Origin of the sequence: Ruegeria sp. YS9 (assembly GCF_024628725.1) — a bacterium.
Classification (GTDB): domain Bacteria; phylum Pseudomonadota; class Alphaproteobacteria; order Rhodobacterales; family Rhodobacteraceae; genus Ruegeria; species Ruegeria atlantica_C.
The window spans coordinates 2,947,991-2,965,000 of sequence record NZ_CP102409.1 but is presented as its reverse complement, the minus strand read 5'-3'; the positions used below and the strand labels follow the sequence as shown (position 1 = coordinate 2,965,000).

The following is a 17,010-nucleotide window of genomic DNA, read 5'->3' as shown; positions in this document are numbered from 1 at the left end:
AGGGTTCACGCGCTCAAGTAGCCGAACAGGCGGTAGCGCAAAATGTCATGTCTTTCTCTTTCTGGATCAAATCAAGCGCGAGAAGGGCGTTTGGTGAATGCCTTGGCAGCAAGAGGCGATGAAAGACGTGATACTCTGCGATAAGCCATGGGGAGCTGAGAATAAGCTTTGATCCATGGATCTCTGAATGGGGCAACCCACCTGAATGTTTGTTATTGTTAGCTGTGCTAATCAATAATGGGCATAACCAGGTATTTATGACCTGAATACATAGGGTTATAAAGGCAAACCCGGGGAACTGAAACATCTAAGTACCCGGAGGAAAGGAAATCAATTGATACTCCCCTAGTAGCGGCGAGCGAACGGGGACCAGCCGAGCCGGATGAGTGACTAGAACACGTTGGGAAGCGTGGCCATAGCGGGTGACAGCCCCGTATAGGAAGCTTTGACGGACGTATTAAGTAGGGCGGAACACGTGAAATTCTGTCTGAAGATCGGAGGACCACCTTCGAAGGCTAAGTACTCCTTGCTGACCGATAGTGAACCAGTACCGTGAGGGAAAGGTGAAAAGCACCCCGACGAGGGGAGTGAAACAGTACCTGAAACCGAACGCCTACAATCAGTCGGAGCCCCCTTGCGGGGTGACGGCGTACCTTTTGTATAATGGGTCATCGACTTGGTCTCACGAGCAAGCTTAAGCCGTTAGGTGTAGGCGTAGCGAAAGCGAGTCTTAATAGGGCGCATGAGTTCGTGGGATCAGACCCGAAACCGAGTGATCTAGGCATGGCCAGGTTGAAGGTAAGGTAACACTTACTGGAGGACCGAACCCACATCCGTTGAAAAGGATCGGGATGAGCTGTGCCTAGGGGTGAAAGGCCAATCAAACTCGGAGATAGCTGGTTCTCTGCGAAATCTATTTAGGTAGAGCGTCATCCGAATACCCCGGGGGGTAGAGCACTGGATGGGTAATGGGGCCCCACAGGCTTACTGATCCTAACCAAACTCCGAATACCCGGGAGTACTAGATGGCAGACACACTGCGGATGCTAACGTCCGTAGTGGAGAGGGAAACAACCCTGACCTACAGCTAAGGCCCCCAATTCATGGCTAAGTGGGAAAGCAGGTGGGACGACCAAAACAACCAGGAGGTTGGCTTAGAAGCAGCCATCCTTTAAAGATAGCGTAACAGCTCACTGGTCTAAACAAGTTGTCCTGCGGCGAAGATGTAACGGGGCTCAAGCCATGAGCCGAAGCTTAGGATGCCGTAAGGCATGGTAGCAGAGCGTAGTGTGACATAGTCTCATTCCTCCTTCACGTCTTCGGGCGTATTGGAGGAGAGAGGCTTTCGATGAAGCCGGCGCGTGAGCGATCCGGTGGAGAGATCACTAGTGAGAATGATGACATGAGTAGCGACAAAGAGTGTGAGAGACACTCTCGCCGAAAGTCCAAGGGTTCCTGCTTAAAGCTAATCTGAGCAGGGTAAGCCGGCCCCTAAGCCGAGGCCGAAAGGCGTAGGCGATGGGAACTAGGTTAATATTCCTAGGCCAGGAGGATGTGACGGATCACAGGTGTAGTTCAATCTTATCGGATTGATTGGGCTGCTGAGTGGTTCCTGGAAATAGCCCTCCATCAGACCGTACCCTAAACCGACACAGGTGGACTGGTAGAGCATACCAAGGCGCTTGAGAGAACGATGTTGAAGGAACTCGGCAAAATACCTCCGTAAGTTCGCGAGAAGGAGGCCCGGTTCCTAGGCAACTAGGGGCTGGGGGCACAAACCAGGGGGTGGCGACTGTTTATTAAAAACACAGGGCTCTGCGAAGTCGCAAGACGACGTATAGGGTCTGACGCCTGCCCGGTGCCTGAAGGTTAAAAGGAGAGGTGAGAGCCTTGAATTGAAGCCCAGGTAAACGGCGGCCGTAACTATAACGGTCCTAAGGTAGCGAAATTCCTTGTCGGGTAAGTTCCGACCTGCACGAATGGCGTAACGACTTCCCCGCTGTCTCCAACATCGACTCAGCGAAATTGAATTGCCTGTCAAGATGCAGGCTTCCCGCGGTTAGACGGAAAGACCCCGTGCACCTTTACTACAGCTTCGCACTGGCATCAGGATTGTGATGTGCAGGATAGGTGGTAGGCTTTGAAGCAGGAACGCCAGTTCTTGTGGAGCCTCCCTTGAGATACCACCCTTCGCACTCTTGATGTCTAACCGCGGTCCGTTATCCGGATCCGGGACCCTGCGTGGCGGGTAGTTTGACTGGGGCGGTCGCCTCCTAAAGCGTAACGGAGGCGCGCGAAGGTTGGCTCAGAGCGGTCGGAAATCGCTCGTTGAGTGCAATGGCAGAAGCCAGCCTGACTGCGAGACTGACAAGTCGAGCAGAGTCGAAAGACGGCCATAGTGATCCGGTGGTCCCGAGTGGAAGGGCCATCGCTCAACGGATAAAAGGTACGCCGGGGATAACAGGCTGATACTGCCCAAGAGTCCATATCGACGGCAGTGTTTGGCACCTCGATGTCGGCTCATCTCATCCTGGGGCTGGAGCAGGTCCCAAGGGTACGGCTGTTCGCCGTTTAAAGAGGTACGTGAGCTGGGTTTAGAACGTCGTGAGACAGTTCGGTCCCTATCTGCCGTGGGTGTAGGAGACTTGAGAGGAGTTGCCCCTAGTACGAGAGGACCGGGGTGAACGATCCACTGGTGGACCAGTTGTCGTGCCAACGGCAGTGCTGGGTAGCTATGATCGGACAGGATAACCGCTGAAGGCATCTAAGCGGGAAGCCCCCCTCAAAACAAGGTCTCCCTGAGGGCCGTGGAAGACCACCACGTCAATAGGCCGGAGATGTAAGCGCAGCAATGCGTTCAGTTGACCGGTACTAATCGCCCGATAGGCTTGATTTGATCCAGTAACAGAAAGACAAATCAAAAACATACACACCTTGGACCAAGGATGGCTGTGTCGCGCCAAGCGACACTGTTGATTGACATAATAACCGTGCGGGAACGCGCATTCGCAAGCGAATACGCTGCCTCCCGCGCGTCGCCTTTTTGCAAAGCAAAAAGAGCGACGGGGGCTTTTCCTCGGTTTGGTGGTCATAGCGCAAGTGAAACACCCGGTCCCATCCCGAACCCGGAAGTTAAGCACTGCCGCGCCAATGGTACTTGGGCTCAAGCCCCGGGAGAGTAGGTCACCGCCAAACCTAGAAAAAGCCCACAATCAAAATTCTCTCTTACGATATCGAACTCATTCGACCCCGGCCTCAAGTAGCGTAAGCAACAGGCCGAAAAACGGTCTCAAGTAGCCGAATAGGCGGTAGACCACCAAAGTGTCGCGGGATGGAGCAGCCCGGTAGCTCGTCAGGCTCATAACCTGAAGGTCGTAGGTTCAAATCCTACTCCCGCAACCAAAAATAACAGCCAAATATCAAACTCTTAGCATCGAATAACGCGAGGCTCTTTGCATTGCGCAAACTCAACTGGAAGCACTGTGGAAGCATTAGGACGCAATTCACCCTGTGATGAATGCGCAACAGAGGCTGTCCCCGCAAGTCCCCGTAAAAGCCGCGATGAGGCCTAACCGGTCACCTGCGCAACGAAGGCCATCTGGTCAATGAAAAGCGCATCCGCCGGCTCATGCGGCTGATGGGCCTGATGCCGATCTATCAGAAGCCCAGCACCAGCAAGGCGGCGAAGGGGCGCAAGACGCATCCATATCTGCTGCGCGGTTTGCGGGTGGATCGGCCCAACCAGGTCTGGGCCGCCGACATCACCTATCTGCCGATGCGGCGGGGGTTCCTCTATCTTGTGGCGATCATGGACTGGCACACGCGCAAGGTGCTGGCCTGGCGCATCTCGAATACGCTGGAGGCCGACTTCTGTGTCGAGGCGCTGACCGAGGCCATCGCCAGGTTCGGCCCGCCCGAGATCATGAACACCGACCAGGGCAGCCAGTTCACGTCTTTTGCCTGGACTGACCGGCTGCGCCGATCCTGCGTGCGCATCTCGATGGACGGCAAGGGCCGTTTCCTCGACAACATCTTTGTCGAGCGCCTCTGGCGTACCTGGAATCCAGATACGCTCTCTTCAATGCTTCAGCAATCTGGAGACTGGTTGTGTCTGCCGAAACCTCCAGCGGAGAAAAAAGTAAAAACAGTATTAGTGCCTTTAAGCAGAAAGCTTGAGGTTTGTTTGATTGCATTGAAAGTGCTGCTGCCGTGGCAGCGTTTCCATAGACAGACGCTGCTCTCCAAATAACTCCCACGGCGGCTGCAACAACAGACGCTGCTCTGGCTGTGAGAAAAAGACTGCCAACCAGATCTTCAAGCCATTCTTCTCTCTCGTCAATGGGATCAGTGATATGGGGCAACGTCTTACAAGTCATGATTTGTAGAACTCCTTTATCAACAAAAAAAGACGTGTGAAATTGAAAGCAGAAAAGCAGCAACCAAGACCAGATCAAAACCGCCGAAAATTGCGGGAGTGGGCGCGACAACTGATCGAGAATCAGCGCCGAGCTTCACCTCAGCGAATGCTGGCCCATTATCTGGTATCGAAGTGTCAATTGCTGTTCGGACCTTTCCAAGGAGTGGCAACCGCAATCCAGGTGACGGGTTTAGTTCCATTCGGCTTTCGGTGTTGAAAACTCTGCTGACATCTCACATGGTTTGACAGCAAAAAGCCCTGCTCAATTCGAATTTGGCGACGCGGTTTGCCGGCCCCGAAATTTGCAAATTTATTCGAAAAACCTTAAACTCAGCAGATTAAGGTCAAAAGCCATTTCCGGTTTTTGACAGCAAAGTCATACGAATACAGAAAATTCTCGGCTGAAATTTATTTCGTGGAGCCAAAAATATGACTGGAAAAAACACCTTTATTGACATGCACACCCACCTGTTCACGGCGCGTTATTTGCCGTTGCACAGTATCTTCTACTTGTTCTTTTCAAAGTATTGGCTTTCGCTTGGATTGGCCGTTCTGGCGGTTCGTGTGACCCGCATGAGCGACTTCAGCAGACCCGCGACGGAAGAACCTGATCAGGATGATTTGATCGACGCATTGCTCAATCACGATGTCGACCAGCTTATGCGGGCCATTGCACTTCCCGTTCGTGAGAAGATCAGAGAGTTTCAATCGACACCCAACCCCAGCCACCGGGATTGGAAGGACATAGAGGAGCTGATCCGAGCCCTGAACGATATTGACCATGATATCAATTATTCAAGGGCGGGCGACCTCCCAATAGGTGTTCAGCTTGTGGGCGGTGACAGAATTTCTGACAGGTCCGCTTTTGGAGACAGTGGCACGGACCCTGATTTGCTGGATCGGTTTATGGCCGAGGCCTTCAGGGTCGCTGGTCAAAAAGCGGCAGAAAGCGATTTCTTTCATGAAGCTGAACACATGCGCTCGGGTGGGTTGTACAAACCTGGCTCTGATGCAGGCTTTCGTGCCGCAGGCATTCCAACCGATCAAATCGGTAGCATCTTTCAGTTGCTTGAATTCATTGTCATCATGACCTTGTCCGAGCGAAACCGGTTCAAAGCGCTCAAGAGGGATTTCAAGAAGAATGGTCAGCCGAGTGACCCGGAAGCCAGCCTTTTCGTGGGCGTCCTGCTGGATATGCACCGCGCCTTCGAAAAACTCAAGAAGCCTGGGATGCTTGGGTTCTTACCGCCGTATTTTGACTTCACCGAACAAATGGACCGGATGCAGTTGCTCGCGGCTGAGAACCCGAATGAATTGATCAATTTTGGTGCGGTTGACCCGTTTCGAGGCGGGAACTGGAAACAGATCGTCGATTCAGGCGTTGCACGAGGAATAACGGGATACAAAATCTATCCGCCCTTGGGGATCCGCCCGATCGATATGCGCGGCTACCAGACCCCAGTCGCCTCTGGGCGAAGTCTGGACAAGTACAGAGAAAAAGCATCGAACCCTGCGCCCTACCCGATGGCGCAGGCCAAGATGGGTGACATCATTCGCCATTTCTCCAGCCACAACCTGCGTTTGTTTGCCCATTGCAACCCGATGGGGTTTCAGGTGGAGGAAGGATACGGCATCTACTCCGATCCAGCGTTATGGAAGCACGCGATTGAGACCCACAATGCCCGGAACCTTTGGTTGTTCCTGGCTCATGGTGGTGGCGCAAAAGAAGTAGATTGGATGGGATGGGCAGCAGACAACACCCATTTCAAGCAAACATTTGCCTATCGTGCTATTCGCCTGGTTGAGGATTTCGACAATGTCTATCTTGGCTTGGGTCATATTTTGGGAATTCTGGATCCACAGATCAAGCCAAAGATATTCCATCGGCTAAAATCAGTACTAGTGAGCAACAGCACCCCGGGCGCACCGCACCATTTTCGGGACAAAGTGTGTTTTGGAACGGATTGGGCGATGCCTCTGATGGTCGGCAGAACCCGTGAATACCTGATCGAATTTGACACGTTCTTCAGCGATCCGCAGATCAGTCCTTTTGCACATGATTTTTTTGAAGGAAATGCACGAAAATTCCTGGGTATTTGATGGGTTTTCGGGCTGAGAGTGCCTGAACGCGTCCAAGACAACCTGGTTTTCCGATGCCCCTGTTTCAAGCGGATTCCCGATGCAGGGGGCGATTCAGGAATAATATATTGTGCATTGTAAATACATGTTATGTTGGTTGGGGGGTATTTTTATGAGTCGTATTTTGGAAGAGTCCTATAGGGCTTACGAACCTCGTCCTTTTACTGCGGATCAGCGCAAGGATGTCACCCTGTTGTTTGGTGGGGTTACGTGGCGCGCCGAAAAACTGCTGGAAGGCCTGTTCAAAAGCGCGGGCTACAATGCGCAGCGCCTGCCTGATGTGACAGTTGAAGACTTGTACCTGGGACGTGAACTGGCGGATGTCGGACAGTGCTGCCCCACCGCCTTCACGACCGGCAACTTGTCGAGTTTCCTCAGAAACGAAGCCGAGGCCATCGGGGCTGACGAGGTGGCCGAAAAATATGTTTATGTGACCGCCGGGGCCTGCGGAGCCTGCCGTTTCGGTCAATATCACCAAAGCTATGAGCTTGCGCTGAAGAACCTGGGGCTCGAGGCGTTCAGGATGTTCCTGGTTCAGCAGCATGAAATCGATCAGTCGAAAGGCAAAGACGCCGGTTTGCAGACTGACATTCACCTGCTGCTGAGCACGGCCTTGGGCATGATGGCCGCGGATGCCATTCAGGATCTGGAATACCAGCTGCGACCCTATGAGCTAGAGCAAGGAGCGACCAACCGGGCGGCTCAGAAGGCGGTTTCCGAGATATACGACGTCATGTTGAGCAGGCCGAAACACATGCCGAAATGGGGATCAGTCCTGTGGCATGCGACGACCAGACGCTTCCTGAAGGCCATGAGGCGTGCGCGCGGCCATTTTGAAGACATCCAGCTTGATCGCTTGAGGGTCAAGCCGATGGTCAAGATTACCGGCGAGTTCTATCTGGCCACCGCCGAAGGGGTGCAAAACTACAATATGCATAACTGGCTTGAAGGCGAAGGCGCCGAAGTTCAGCCGGCGCCGATGGTCGTATGGTTCGACTATCTGATGCGGTATGGCGGACAAAAGCTGAAGCTGGGTTTCGGGATAAAAGAAAAAGCGCGTCAGAATTATGTTCTGCTGAAACTTGGGCAGCGCTTTTTCAGGTTCAAATACGATCAGATGCGTCGGATGCTTGGGGGTGTTCCCCGTCCGATGCCCGATCAGGACAAGTTGCGCAAATTGGCGGCTCCGTTTTTTGACAACATGATCAACGGGGGTGAGGGTGATTTGCTGATCGCCAAGGCGATCTGGGCGCATACCCAGCGAAAAGCACATATGATTTGCGAGCTGTCGCCCTATGGCTGCCTTCCCAACACAATGAGCATCGGCGCAATGGCGGCCGTACAGGGCCGGTATCCCGATATGCTGTATGCCCCAATCGAGGTAAAAGGGGACAGTGACGTACACGCTTTGTCGCGGTGCCAGATGGTGCTGGCAGACGCCAAGATCCGCGCGCAGGAGGAATTTGAATCTGCTCTTGCCGCTGCCGGGTTGACTGCGGACGAGGCCAGAAAGCGCGCCAAAGAGCATCCCAAGGTCAACACGCCGTTTTGGAAAGTTCCCCATCGTGGCGCCGTGGGCACCGCATCCAATGTCGTGCTTGAGCTGGGAAATGCCACGTTGTGAAATACGCGGGGATAGATATCGGATCGACAACTGTAAAAGGCGTCGTGGTAGAAGATGGCGAAGTCATCTGGAAAGCCTATGGTCGTCACAAAACACGCCAGGCCGAGAAAACCCTTGAACTGTTGTCGCAAATGGAGCTGGAGGCCGGCCTGACCGCCGGTCGCGATGTCGTCACGTTTACGGGATCCGGGGCTGGGACACTGGCAGATCATGTGAACGCGCGGCAAATCCAGGAAGTTGTCGCCGTCGCGGCCGCAGTCGAAGCGTTGCATCCGGATGTGCATTTCGTGTCTGAAATTGGCGGGGAAGACATGAAGACGTTGTTCTTCACGCCAACCTCCGCAGGCAAGGCCAAGCAGGTCTATATGCAATCAGCGTGCAGTGGCGGTACGGGCACCTTTATCGAAAAGTCAGCACGAAAACTGAACATCTCCCCGGACGAACTGACCACTCTGCCTTTCGATGGTCAAACCCTTCATCGGATCAGCGCCAAATGCGGGATCTTTGCAGAGACTGACGCAAACAGTCTGGTCAAGGCCGGAGTTCCCAAAACCGAAATCATCGCAAGCTTGTTTGACGCAGTCGTGCGGCAGAACCTGGCGACTTTGACAAAAGGCAACACCCCCACACCATCAGTGCTTTTGCTGGGCGGACCGAACATGTTCTTTCAAGGTCTTCAGCAGGCATGGGCAAGCCATTTGGCCGCGCTGTGGGACGAGCGCAATGTCGTATTGAAAGCTGGACAGGGCGTCACTGATGCAATCCTGGTTCCCGGCGACGCCTTGTACTATGCGAGCCTCGGCTGCGTCGAGATTTCTCGCCGGGAACAAAACGTATCCGGGGCCTATTCCGGCACGGATGGCCTGAAATGGTGGGTGGAAACAGGCCAGCACGGTGAAAAGGCCAAAACCGGGCAAGAGGCCTTGGCCCGGAACGGTGAACTCGTCCGGTTCCTGGAGGATTTTACCCAACCCGTGATCCAGATACCTCAGCCTGTTGCGGCCGAGACATATTATGTCGGGTGCGATTTCGGCAGCACCACGGTAAAGGCGGTGGCGTTGGACCGCGACGCGGAAATCAAGGCTTCGGTCTATCAGCACAGTCAGGGAAACCCGATCGAAGATGCCAAGTCCGTTTTCCGCAAGTTGCGTGATGCAGGGATCGAGAACATCGGCGCTCTTGGGCTGACGGGGTATGGGAAAGATCTGCTGAAGGATATTTTGGGGGCGGACGTTCCGGTGGTCGAGACGGTCGCACATGCGGCGGCTGCCATGCACATACATCCCGACGCAGACGCGATATGCGACGTTGGTGGGACCGATGTCAAAATCATGCTGTTGCGGCAGAAAGCGGTCGTCGATTTTCGGCTCAATTCCCAATGCTCTTCCGGCAACGGGGCGTTTCTTCAAGGCGTTGCCGAACGCTATGATGTCCGGCTTGAGGACTATGCCGAAAAAGCCTTCAGCGCCAAGCGGATGCCGAAACTGATGATGGGGTGCGGCGTGTTCCTTCAGTCCGACATCGTGAACCAGCAACGCAAAGGGTGGGCGGCAGAAGAGATTATGGCAAGCCTTGCCGCGGTCCTGCCTCTGAACGTTTGGGTCTATGCCGGGCAGTTTCAGAACCTCAAAGCCATCGGCAGGAAGTTCGTCCTGCAAGGTGGGACACATCGAAACTTGGCAGTCGTCAAAGCCCAGATCGATTTTATCAGGGGCAAAATTCCTGACGCAGAAATTACTGTGCACCCTCATGCTGGCGAGGCTGGCGCTTTGGGCGCCGCCCTTCTTGCGCTTGAACACGTGAACACCGGGCAAACGTCCCGGTTCGTCGGGCACGACCGCGTCGAAGAATTGGAATATGTCAGCACTACCAACAGCAAAACCACCTGCAAGTGGTGTGCGATGAACTGTAGCCGGGCCTTTGTGGATGTTCAGATTCCCGGCGGTCGCGGCCGGGCAAACAGCAAGGTTCCTCTGGCGGAAGGGTGGGAGCGGGTGATTACCGGCAATTCCTGCTCGAAAGGATTGATTGAAGACGCAGCCGAGATGAAAGCGCGAAAAAAGCAAATCGACGAGGAAGCGAATGCCAATCCAAATATTGCAGAAAGCGTTCGCGAAGGCGCCTTTCGCTAAGTCCAAACCGCCCAAGCGGGATTTTCGGATCGGCATCCCTCGGGTCCTGAACCAGTGGTCGACGCACAGGTTTTGGACGACGTTGTTCGTTGAACTGGGAATCAATCGCCGCAGTATCGTCTATTCGTCGGACACATCAGAAGCACAGCAGCTGAAATTCGGAAAAGGGCGCGGTGCTGTCGACTGCTGCTATCCTGTCAAATGCATGTCTGGCCATTATGGCGAATTGCTGAACGGGCAAAAGCGCCCCATTGATATCCTGTTCGTTCCCATAATCCTGACTGTCCCATCCTTTTTGCGGGGTCATGTCCGGGAAAACATGGCCTGCCCGCGCGTCATTGCCGGCCCCGAAAGTACACGGGCCGGTTTTCGGCGGGAAAAGGACGTGTTCAAGGAACTGGGCGTACACTATCTTTCGCCGGCCGTATCCTTGGCAGACCCACAAATTGCGACCCGGCAGTTGTACGATGCCCTGAAGGGCGTAATCACCGACTTGCGCATGACTGAACTGCGCGCGGCTGTTGCCACGGCTTACGATGCCCTTCAAGAGTTCGATCAGAGTCTGCGGCGGCAAAGTCTGGCGGTACTGTCCGAATGCGCCACGCAAAATCGACCTTGCATCCTGGCCTTGGGTCGCCCGTACCACATGGACACCGGAATTGGCCACGCCATTGAAAGCGAGTTGCAGGCCTTTGGTTATCCGATCCTCTGGGGTCAATATCTGCCATTGGACGCAGAGATACTGGACTGGTTGTACGGCGATCTGATCAAAGCCGGCCGAATTCAAAGCCCTTTTGACATTTCGGATATTTGGAAAACATCCCACAGCGCAAACACGAATGAACTTCTGTGGGCTGCCCGCTATGGATCCATTATGCCGTGGATAACCTGTTCGATCCGGTTTTCCAGCTATGAATGCGGAATGGATCAGCCGACTTATTCGCCAGTCCAGGAAATCACCGAAGCGCTTGGAACGCTTTTCTTCGTGTTTCAGGATCTTGATGAGACGAAACCCGCCGGCTCTGTTCGAATTCGCGTGGAAACCATTGCTTACTATCTGGAACAGAAATCGCCGAATATCATTCAAAGCAAACTGGAGGCCCTGAAAACTGCACCACCTGAATTGCTGTTGCCAACTTGATCCATCGGTCGGCTTTCAAGGCAGTACGGCACCCGTTTGCGGGCACGAGGCCAAAAGCGGTTCAGCCTGTGTTGGCGCCGTGACGCGAAAGAGACTTCTGAACAAACAACCTGGGGCTTATCGACTAAGAAGCAGATTTGAGGGATATTTTGCATAGAGCTGGCGCGGGGGCGATGCTTTGCTTGAACACATTGTGGACTCTGAAAAACCCATCGACGATGGAAAAATAAGACGAAAGATGCAGGTTGTTAACGTTGCAGCCTTTATTGCGTCGCTTGGGTTTGGTTTCACAGCCTTCTACCAGTTCCAACTTGGACCAGACTGGAGATATCTTGCATGGGTGAACTTTGGGCTTGGCTTCGCGGCGCTGTTGACGATGACGCTGGATCGCTTCGGCCTTGAGGTCAAAGTCGCTTATTTTACAGTATGGTTATTCCTGTTCCTGGCTCATGACATCAGCGTCGGCAAAAACGGTGAAGATCACCTGGTCTTGCTTGTCGGCCCGCCCTTGCTTTTTTATTTTCTGGGGGCCGCATATTGGCGTTGGATCACTTTGATAACGATCCTCAGCGCAGCTTTGTTTATTTACATATCGCTTGTCGTTCCTTTGCACATACCGCCCGGCGAAACGATTTGGGATATTGTTACGCGATCATATCAAGACGGATTTGTTAGGCACCCTCAAGATGTTATTTTCATCGTGCTGATTTTGGGAATCGTCTCGGCGCTTTTTTTCACGTCCTATTCTGCAAACGCCGCAATAGATCGATACGAAGAAGCGTTGGAAAAGGAGTTCGCTGTTTCCGAGCGGCTGATAAATGTTCTTTTGCCTTCACGTATTGCCAAGCGCATCAAAGCGCACCCGGACAGGCTAATTGCTGAAAGAATTGATGACGCTACAATTCTGTTTTCTGATTTGTCTGGATTTTCTGAATTCGCGGCCGCCAACGGGGCAAGGGCGACGGTCAAATTGCTGGGCTCCGTATTCTCGGCATTCGATGAACTGGTTCTGAGCTACAAGCTGGAGAAAATCAAAACCATCGGTGACAGTTACATGGTTGCAGGTGGTCTGGACCCCTCTGTCAAAGAACGGCAACCGGATTCGGTTCGCATGGCAGCGTTGGCGATTGATATGATTGCGACGGTCGAGCGGGTGTCAGACAAACTGCATCCAAAGGTGTCCCTGCGGGTCGGAATTCACAAAGGTCCGGTGATCGCAGGTGTAATCGGCGGCGACAAACCGTTTTTTGACGTTTGGGGTGATACAGTCAACATCGCCTCAAGAATGGAAAGCTCCGGAGAGCCGGGGCGCGTTCAAATCTCACCCGAGGTAAGAGATGAGATAGCCGAACATGTGGACTGTGACAGACGAGAGGTTATCAACATCAAGGGATATGGCGAAATCCAACCCTATTGGTTGGGGAAAGTCCACGACGAACCTGCGATTTCACGCGCGTCCGAGCAGTTTATCAAAGGTTGAAAACCTCGTCTTCTCGGTGAAACGTCCCGAGGTCAGTGCGGGTTCAGTCAGCGACCGGAAGGGGGCGAACCTGGGTCAGTTGAAACAACGGATCACACGGGGACAATTGCGGCCCGCAGCCGGATGGCCTGTTGCGACAGTGAGAGCATGCGCTCGAAGCCAGGCCGCATTTTCAAAAACGAGCCGCCGGCTGAAGAACCCGGCGGCTCGGACCTTGGTGCTTTACAGTGAAACTGGGACAACCGTGGTCAGCGGTTTCAGGCGGTGACTTCCTGCTCGGGCGCGCTGAGCGAGATGACGAGCACCACAGCCGCACCGTTCAGCCAGTAAAACACCGCATCCAGTCCTGAGAACCCCAGAACGCTGGGTGCAAACAGGAAGGTGATCCCGACGATCAAGTCTACGGCCAGATGAAACTTGTAGGGAAGGACCCGCCAAATCCCAAGATGATGATCGGTCAGAACCGTCAGAACAAACGCAGCAACACCGGTGACAATCGACAACCACAGGGCCAGTGGGTTTGACTGACCCAATCCCAACAGGAACGGCAACGTCATGAGGGCAATGGCAACAGGGTAGTCGAGGTAAGCATGGACAGAGCGGGTAACGAAACGCAGGGACATGAGATCTTCCTTTTTTCAATCATTGACAAAGGGAAGGTAAGGTGCCGAAGTTGAACGCTGAATTTCTGATCGTCTATGATACCATGCAGATCGTTCAGAAAATTTGGAGGATCAATGCATCGCCCGGTACGCAGCCGGCGATAGCCCAACCTGTTTCTTGAACACACGCGAGAAAGCTGCCTCGGAGGCATACCCGACCTCGGCGGCTGCATCTGCCACGTTCCATCTTGCCTCGGTCAGACCATGGCATGCGATCTGCATCCGCCAATCCGTAAGGTACTGCATCGGCGTTGTGCCCATCTTTTCAGCAAAAAGCTGAGCGAAGGCCGTGCGCGACATACCCGCCACACGTGCCAATGACGCAACGCTCCAGTCATTGGCCGGGGCCTGGTGGAACGCGGTCAACGCCCGCGAGATGCGCTGATCAGCAAATCCTGCCAACGCGGAATCCTGCGGGCTCTGACGTTCCAGATAGGCCCGGATCGCCTGTGCAAACAGGACCTCGGACAGTTTCAGCGCGATCAGGTCGCCACCGATCCTCGCGCCTGAAACCTCAGAGCCGATCATGCGCAGGGTGGATTCCATCCACGATCCCGCCTCTTCGCCATAATTCTCGATCAGGATATAGGGCGGCAGGCGGTCGATCAGCATATGCCCGGTGCCGTTTCGGCCGGCCGGGCCGGTAAAAGAGAAGTGACCGCAGATCAGCTGCGTATCCCGTTCCTCGTCATCACCGCCATAGACCAACACGCCCTCGCCCGTGTAGCCCGCACGCTCCAGCACCTGCTCCAGGGGCAGTGCATCCAACGGCTTGACCTCGGCACAGAGCAATGCGTGCGGTGCCCCGTGGGGTATCAGGATCAGATCTCCCTGCCTCAACCGCAGGGTTTCCCCCGTGGTCGAGACATGAACCTTGAGCTCACCACGCTGCACAAAATGAAACCGGGCCACGTTTTCGAACCCTGGCACCTGAATTCCGAAGGGCGGCGTGAACGACGTGCGGAAATAAAATGTGCCGCGCAGGGAAAGGCGGGTGAGAATATCGCTGAGAAGGTCCAACATGTGCTGAAGATACGCAATCTGTGCAATCCGTCCAGATGGCCGAACGGATTGCACGATAAATTGCACGTTTGGCAACAAAAAGCCCCCGACAAAGCGGGGGCAAAAGCTTACGAGCGCACCAGTTTCTCGTAGTCCTCGGCGATTTGGCGGGTCAGGTCGCCGACCTCGAATGTGTATTCGCCGATCTGCCCGACAGGCGTGACCTCGGCCGCGGTGCCGGTTAGCCAACACTGTTCGAAGTCAGCCATTTCTTCGGGCTTGATGCGGCGTTCATGCACGGTGATGCCTTTGTCTTTCAGCATCTGGATCACCGTCTGGCGGGTGATGCCGTTCAGGAAGCAGTCTGCCAGCGGGGTATGCACCTCGCCATCCTTGACGAAAAATACGTTCGCGCCAGTGGCCTCGGCCACGTATCCGCGCCAGTCCATGAACAAAGCGTCCGAGCATCCTTTGGCTTCGGCCTTGTGCTTGGAAATGGTGCAGATCATGTAAAGGCCCGCTGCCTTGGCATGGACGGGGATGGTTTCCGGGCTGGGGCGTTTCCACTCGGCAATGTCCAGCTTGGCACCCTGCATCTTGGCATCGCCATAATAGGCACCCCAGGGCCAGACCGCGATGGCCATGCGTACCGGATTGCGGGCCGACGCGACGCCCATATCCTCGCCCGAGCCACGCCAGACCAGCGCCCGCACATACGCGTCCTGCAAACCGCTGGCTTTCAGCGCTTCTTCCTTGGCGGCTTCGATTTCATCAACCGAATAAGGCATCGGCATGTCCAGCGCCTCGGCCGAGGCGATCAGGCGCCGGGAATGGTCGCGGCTTTTGAAGATCTTGCCGTTATATGCGCGCTCGCCTTCGAATACCGATGAAGCATAGTGCATTGCGTGGGTCAGAATGTGCACGTTGGCCTCACGCCAGGGCACCAGTTTGCCATCCATCCAAATGGTGCCATCACGATCATCATACCCCGCCATGCGAAACCTCCTGAACCGGGTTGGTTTTTCGATTATTGCGCCAATTAGGTCCGGTGCGGACACAATATTGCGCAAAAACTGCGATTCGATACCGCTCTCCTCTTGGAATGTCAATAACGCTGACATAAACTCGGCCCGGTAGTAACGAATGAGGCATGATATGTCCGACATCCGCCCGGCCCCGCGTTATGGGGGCGAGAGCCTTTTGTTTTTGACCGATGAGCAATTGCGGCAGGGGATCGAGGCCATGTTCTTCGCCTATCGCGGCTTTACCGCTGATCCCGACCGCATCCTTGCGGAGATGGCCTATGGCCGCGCTCACCATCGGGCAATCCACTTCATCAACCGCGCGCCGGGCACGACTGTCAACAACTTGTTGGCCATTCTTGGCGTAACAAAACAGTCTCTGAACAGGGTTTTGCGAACCTTGATCGAGGATGGTTTGGTGGAAAGTCGCGTGGGAACAGTGGACAAACGTGAACGCCACCTATTTCTGACAGAAAAGGGGCAGGTGCTGGAAACCACGTTGTCGGATGCTCAGCGGGCCAGAATGCGCGCCGCCTACAAGGATGCCGGTCCCGAAGCCGTGGCTGGTTTTCGCAAAGTGCTTGAAGCAATGATGGATGCTGATATGCGTCATGCCTATACGAAACTTCGGGATACGACCTCATGAGCGAAATGGATGCCCATCTTCTGATTGTCGATGATGACGAGCGCATTCGCGATCTGCTCAAGAAGTTTCTGATGCGCAATGGGTTTCTGGTTACGGCGGCACGGGATGCAGCCCACGCGCGGCGCGTATTGTCGGGGTTGGATTTCGACATGATCGTCATGGATGTGATGATGCCGGGCGAGGATGGTGTCAGCCTGACCCGTGCTTTGCGGGAAACGCATACGACACCGATCCTGCTGCTGACCGCAAAGGGTGAGACGGAACACCGGATCGCGGGCCTCGAGGCCGGGGCGGATGATTACCTGGCAAAACCGTTCGAGCCGAAAGAGCTGCTGTTGCGGATCAACGCGATCCTGCGCCGGATGCCGGAAACGCCGGCAGAAGAAACCACGGCGAAGATCCTGTATCTCGGGCCCATCCGCTATGACATTGAACGCGGCGAGATGTGGCAGGGCGAAGACCCGGTCCGTCTGACCGCAACCGAAAGCCAGTTGATGAAGATATTCTCGGCCCAGCCCGGAGAGCCGATCAGCCGCGCCAAGCTGGTCGAGGATCTGGGGCGCGACAAGGGCCAGGCGCAGGAGCGCGCTGTGGATGTACAGATCACGCGCCTTCGACGCAAAATCGAACAGGACCCCAAGCAGCCACGCTATTTGCAGACTGTGCGGGGCGCAGGGTATATGCTTGCGCCGGACTGAGATGCCGCTGCGCGGCGTTTTTTGGCCTTCGGCGAGGATATTTGTAG

10 protein-coding genes, 1 tRNA gene, 2 rRNA genes and 1 pseudogene are annotated in these 17,010 nt (G+C 54.7%); 11 read left to right on the top strand and 3 right to left on the bottom strand.

The annotated features are described in order from the left end of the window. Positions 1 to 69 precede the first annotated feature (69 nt). The 9 genes and pseudogenes from NOR97_RS15015 to NOR97_RS14975 all read left to right on the top strand — a co-directional run bounded on the left by NOR97_RS15015 (position 70) and on the right by NOR97_RS14975 (position 12,933). Positions 70 to 2,896: ribosomal RNA gene (locus tag NOR97_RS15015) — 23S ribosomal RNA — on the top strand. 184 nt (positions 2,897 to 3,080) lie between these two features. Next, positions 3,081 to 3,195 (top strand): 5S ribosomal RNA (gene rrf, locus NOR97_RS15010). 130 nt (positions 3,196 to 3,325) lie between these two features. After that, positions 3,326 to 3,402, top strand: a tRNA-Met gene (locus NOR97_RS15005). A gap of 175 nt (positions 3,403 to 3,577) precedes the next feature. Further along, positions 3,578 to 4,057, top strand: a pseudogene (locus NOR97_RS15000) (IS3 family transposase); the annotation flags it as partial. A gap of 933 nt (positions 4,058 to 4,990) precedes the next feature. Further along, complete coding sequence (locus NOR97_RS14995; protein WP_257599630.1) at positions 4,991 to 6,517, top strand: hypothetical protein; 1,527 nt, start codon at positions 4,991 to 4,993, stop codon at positions 6,515 to 6,517. 151 nt (positions 6,518 to 6,668) lie between these two features. Further along, positions 6,669 to 8,180, top strand: coding sequence for a hypothetical protein (locus tag NOR97_RS14990; RefSeq protein ID WP_257599629.1), 1,512 nt, complete (start codon positions 6,669 to 6,671; stop codon positions 8,178 to 8,180). Next, positions 8,177 to 10,312: a BadF/BadG/BcrA/BcrD ATPase family protein gene (locus tag NOR97_RS14985; RefSeq protein WP_257599628.1), complete on the top strand. Its 2,136-nt coding sequence runs from the start codon at positions 8,177 to 8,179 to the stop codon at positions 10,310 to 10,312. Before NOR97_RS14990 ends, NOR97_RS14985 begins: the two co-directional genes overlap by 4 nt. Continuing rightward, positions 10,263 to 11,453, top strand: a complete 1,191-nt coding sequence (locus NOR97_RS14980) for an acyl-CoA dehydratase activase-related protein (RefSeq protein WP_257599627.1) — start codon at positions 10,263 to 10,265, stop codon at positions 11,451 to 11,453. The genes NOR97_RS14985 and NOR97_RS14980 overlap by 50 nt, the downstream gene beginning before the upstream one ends. Before the next feature lie 178 nt (positions 11,454 to 11,631). After that, positions 11,632 to 12,933 carry an adenylate/guanylate cyclase domain-containing protein gene (locus NOR97_RS14975; RefSeq protein ID WP_257599626.1) on the top strand — a complete coding sequence of 434 codons (1,302 nt, stop codon included), beginning with the start codon at positions 11,632 to 11,634 and terminating at the stop codon, positions 12,931 to 12,933. Positions 12,934 to 13,190: 257 nt separating this feature from the next. Here the strand turns inward: NOR97_RS14975 and NOR97_RS14970 are convergent, their stop codons facing one another. The 3 genes from NOR97_RS14970 to NOR97_RS14960 form a co-directional block, all read right to left on the bottom strand. Next, entirely contained in the window at positions 13,191 to 13,556 is a 366-nt protein-coding gene (locus tag NOR97_RS14970; protein WP_257599625.1) for a hypothetical protein, read from the bottom strand. A 111-nt stretch (positions 13,557 to 13,667) separates the two neighbouring features. Then, a complete protein-coding gene (locus NOR97_RS14965; RefSeq protein ID WP_257599624.1) occupies positions 13,668 to 14,618 on the bottom strand; it encodes an AraC family transcriptional regulator in 951 nt (316 codons plus the stop codon). 107 nt (positions 14,619 to 14,725) lie between these two features. Continuing rightward, complete coding sequence (locus NOR97_RS14960) at positions 14,726 to 15,592, bottom strand: branched-chain amino acid aminotransferase (protein ID WP_257599623.1); 867 nt, start codon at positions 15,590 to 15,592, stop codon at positions 14,726 to 14,728. Positions 15,593 to 15,752: 160 nt separating this feature from the next. Here NOR97_RS14960 and NOR97_RS14955 point away from each other — a divergent pair, with 160 nt between their 5' ends. Next, entirely contained in the window at positions 15,753 to 16,265 is a 513-nt protein-coding gene (locus NOR97_RS14955; protein ID WP_257599622.1) for a MarR family winged helix-turn-helix transcriptional regulator, read from the top strand. Then, complete coding sequence (locus tag NOR97_RS14950) at positions 16,262 to 16,963, top strand: response regulator (protein WP_170347567.1); 702 nt, start codon at positions 16,262 to 16,264, stop codon at positions 16,961 to 16,963. The genes NOR97_RS14955 and NOR97_RS14950 overlap by 4 nt, the downstream gene beginning before the upstream one ends. Positions 16,964 to 17,010: the final 47 nt, after the last annotated feature.

Coding starts and splice junctions, on each gene's coding strand:
- NOR97_RS14955 (WP_257599622.1), top strand. CDS start 15,753: ATGTCCGACATCCGCCCGGCCCCGCGTTATGGGGGCGAGAGCCTTTTG.
- NOR97_RS14980 (WP_257599627.1), top strand. CDS start 10,263: ATGCCAATCCAAATATTGCAGAAAGCGTTCGCGAAGGCGCCTTTCGCT.
- NOR97_RS14960 (WP_257599623.1), bottom strand. CDS start 15,592: ATGGCGGGGTATGATGATCGTGATGGCACCATTTGGATGGATGGCAAA.
- NOR97_RS14950 (WP_170347567.1), top strand. CDS start 16,262: ATGAGCGAAATGGATGCCCATCTTCTGATTGTCGATGATGACGAGCGC.
- NOR97_RS14990 (WP_257599629.1), top strand. CDS start 6,669: ATGAGTCGTATTTTGGAAGAGTCCTATAGGGCTTACGAACCTCGTCCT.
- NOR97_RS14970 (WP_257599625.1), bottom strand. CDS start 13,556: ATGTCCCTGCGTTTCGTTACCCGCTCTGTCCATGCTTACCTCGACTAC.
- NOR97_RS14995 (WP_257599630.1), top strand. CDS start 4,991: ATGAGCGACTTCAGCAGACCCGCGACGGAAGAACCTGATCAGGATGAT.
- NOR97_RS14965 (WP_257599624.1), bottom strand. CDS start 14,618: ATGTTGGACCTTCTCAGCGATATTCTCACCCGCCTTTCCCTGCGCGGC.